Genomic DNA, 3615 nt, shown 5'->3' on the forward strand with positions numbered 1-3615 from the left:
TCCTGTGCATACAGCCCCCGGCCCGGAGCACCGAGGCCGACGAGCAGCCCCACAAGAAGCCACCACCGCGCGCACGCGATCCTAAACTGGCGCCTGGACATCTTTTCTTCCTCCCTCATAATTACATTCCACGCTCAACCCCCCAAAGGCCTAAACGCCCCCGCAGGGCTCCGCCCGGAAAAAGACCTGAGCGTAGGGCGCCACCCGGCACCACACACTCAGGCCTCTTTCTACCTCCTGGGCACGCTATCCGCCCGCAGCGCTCCCCACTCCCTCGGGGGGGGGGCAGCATGCGGGCTCTTTGCCCCTCCCAATTGCCTCTGGCTATGTCCAACCGCCTCAACCATTGCGCTCCCCTCGTACCTTTCGGCACCCCAGCCTCGGAACCGGGCCGGCAGAGGGCGGGGCTGCCGGGTGCTCCCGCGTAGGCCCGGCTCTTCGCTATCCTTGTCGATGAGAGAGAATACAGGCGAGTCCCGCCCGGACAACGGTCCCAGCCCACCCTCGCGGCGTCAGCGTGCTTGCGCGCCCACAAGAAACACCGTCGCCGTTCGGGTCCAACAGGCAGCCATGACGCCGAAGGCATTGTCCACTCCCGCCGAAGGAACCCCGGCGAAGACGTGTTCGAAGTAGTGCCGGTCAAAAGCCGTAACGTTGACGGCGAACATGCCATAGTATCTTTCCGCCACGGAGACCCTGCCCACCCAAGTGGTGTCAAATACCACGTAGCTTCGGGGTCCCCACCTGCCGCGGCCGCTTGTCTCTCCTTCTGCGTCGCAGGCGATTTCCACGACGTATCCCGCTCCGCCATATGAGGGAGTCCAAGACACCAGCAAGTCGACGTACCCGCCCACGACGAGGAGTGTGTCCCCTGGACGTGGCGCCAATATGCGGAAATCACCGGGCACTGTGGTGTGACCGCCGATTTCGGTTCCGTCCGGGCACAAGGCCTGGAGGAAGAACCGGCGTCCCGGTATGACCTCCACTCGGCGCCCTGTGTCCGCATAAGCGGAGAAGGTCGTCCCCCACAGGCGATTCGGCACCTCGCTCTTCGTCAACGTGGCTGATCCCTCTGGCCATGAGATCAGCACCCGGGCACCTTCTACCAGGGTGGACGACGAGTCGGCGGGAACCACGGGGTAGACGGTTACCCTCGTGGGCGCAACAACGTTCGACAAAACGCAGATTACAGAGTATCCCGGGATCTCACCACTTGGAGAACTGGAAAAATCGCCGCATCCGTCCAGCACGGCGACGCACGCGGCCAACACAGCCACATGCGCCAGTCTGTTCGCCGGTATCATTGCCTCCGCCCGCCGCTTGTTGCCTGGTAGCGAACGCCGATCATGGGAAGCCGCATCAGACCCCGCACACGCTTTTTCTCTGCCCCAACCTCCTCAATGTTCCGAAAGTATGCCAGTGCGTTTTCCTGGTTAGTGACGTTGAACACCCTGATGTAGAAGGACCATTCGGCCCCCGCCGACCTTTTGATCCCGTATTCGAGCCCCACATCGAGTCGGAAGTAGGCCGGTGTGCGCGCACCGAATAGCTGCGAGAATGTGCCCCTCCACTCCGTCTCTTCGTCGGGTCCGGAAGCATAGATCAGGCCCTGGTAGAAGCCATCTGCCTCCCCGGATAGATCTGGCAGCCCCCTGAATTTGAGGTCCACTTCTGTGTAGGGCAAACCACTTGCTGCATTGGCCAGCGCATGGAACACCAAGCGCCGGCCGGGGCGCCACTCTGCCGAAAACTTTGCATGGACCGGCCGCTCGTAGTGGGCCACGTACCATCTGCGCTCACGGAGAAAGGCGCGGGCCACATCCAAGGAGGCGGAAACTGCCAGCTTCGGCAACGACAAGATGACTGACAAACCAGCCCCGTACGCTTGACCGCTACCTTTGACCTCATCGCGCCTGAGGAAGTCAGTGAGAGGCAGGTTATCAAACCTTTTCGCATAAGCGAGTGCCTGCCCAGAGAGCATGCGCCCTGCCACGCCCACCGTGGCCGCCAGATACCGCACAGTGAGTGCCTGCCGTGGATCGGTGCATAAGAAAAATGCGCTGGCTGGTTCAAAGACTTGCTCGTTCAGATCTTGTTTGCGCGCATAATGCAACTGAACATTTTTTCCTGCAAGAATCCCCGCCTGCAGCTGCTCCGCCTCCCTCAAGAGGGCGGCGGACGCGGAGAGGAGAGGCAGGTCCCAGTGGCGCTGCAACAGGTGAGCTCGGATCGACAGCTCCACGCTCAGTGGGCCGCGGCAGGCCTTGGAGTCCCATGAGGGGATGAGCACGGAGAGGCCCTCACGGTACTGGAACCGTCGGGGTGCAAAGTCGAATAGGAGGCGGGCCGGATCGCCCACCAGGTCCCACAGTTCGCGGCTGCTCAAGTCCCAGTTGTGCGATGCCAAATACCGTCGGTATGCAACCGATCCTTGCCAGCGGCAGCCCGAAACAGAGGAGGAGACAGATTGCGACAGCTCTGTGATGCACAGCGAAGAACTGAGGTGATCGCGCGGACCGTTCCCGTGCAGTCGAAAGTCGCTGAGCATGACCGCAGATTGCGATGCCCAAGAACCTGGACCTTTCCACGTTATCGCAGTTCTTGCCAGGGTATTGCCCCACAAGATGCCCCATCTTACACCCGGGTGTTCCTTCCAGCCGCCGGTTTCCACGCGGAGCAGGTCGCGTGCCACGAACAGGTTCCCTTCCGCCTGGATGTTGCGGCCAAGCCTTGCCCTGCACCATGCACCGCCATCGGCGAAGTTGTAAGGTAGCTTTACCCCTGCGGCTTCGCCGATGCTGGCCAAGTGCAGCGCGCGAGCGTGCGCAGAATAGGCAACCCGTCCCCCCACACCTGCATAGCCCACAATCGCCGCAACCGGATTCAGGTCCACAACCCACGAGCTGTCTGGCCTTGACCAGATTTCCAGGGCGCCACCCAATGCCAGGGGGGAAACCGATGGCGGGACGAGTGTACTTGCCACAATGCTGTCTCCTGGCATAACCACCAATGAGCTGACCACGCCACCCAGGTGTGTGCAGTTCAGAGCAGGCGTCCCATTCCAATAGACCGCGCTCTGGTAAAAGTCCGAACCGGCTGCATAGAAGGAAGAGGAAAAGTCGGAGCGGAAGCTCACCGCCGGCAGGGTTTGCATGAAGCGCACTGCATCCCCTGGCCAAAGAGGCGCCAGATCAAGAAGGGCGCCCCGGAGGGCATACCTTGCCGGACCAACCGTCAGTAGGCGGGGACGCGAGGCCTCCACGGTGACGGGACTCATTGGAATGGTTCTCGGAGAAAGCCTCACCATCACGGTGCGCTCTGTTTCACCTCCCCGGAAACAGACCTTCTCTACGGCATCGGCGTATCCCAATGCCGCCACTCGGAGAACGACACACGAGCTGCCACCGCCGAAATGGACCGTGAGGGCTCCCATCGAGTCAGCCTGCCCCACGCACCCTTCGTCCACATAGACAACGGCAAATCCCACAGGTTTGCCAGTGGCGCTGTCGACGGCAGTCACAGTGATCCTCACCTGCTGCCCATGCAGGGCAGCAGGCCCGCCCACAAGGCCAGCCAACACCCCCACCGCGACGATTGCACACTTGGCCAGCGGTG

At 62.0% G+C, this 3615-nt stretch carries 2 protein-coding genes; both read right to left on the reverse strand.

What is annotated here, in order from left to right:
* Positions 1-512 precede the first annotated feature (512 nt).
* Positions 513-1304 (reverse strand): hypothetical protein, encoded by a 792-nt coding sequence (locus H5U38_14870; GenBank protein MBC7188305.1) that lies wholly within the window; start codon positions 1302-1304, stop codon positions 513-515.
* Positions 1301-3615, reverse strand: a 2315-nt coding sequence (locus H5U38_14875; protein MBC7188306.1) for a hypothetical protein, incomplete at its 5' end; no start/stop codon positions are given. The genes H5U38_14870 and H5U38_14875, both read right to left, overlap by 4 nt.

Source organism: Calditrichota bacterium (genome assembly GCA_014359355.1).
In the GTDB taxonomy this organism is placed as follows: Bacteria; Zhuqueibacterota; Zhuqueibacteria; order JANLFK01; family Oleimicrobiaceae; genus Oleimicrobium.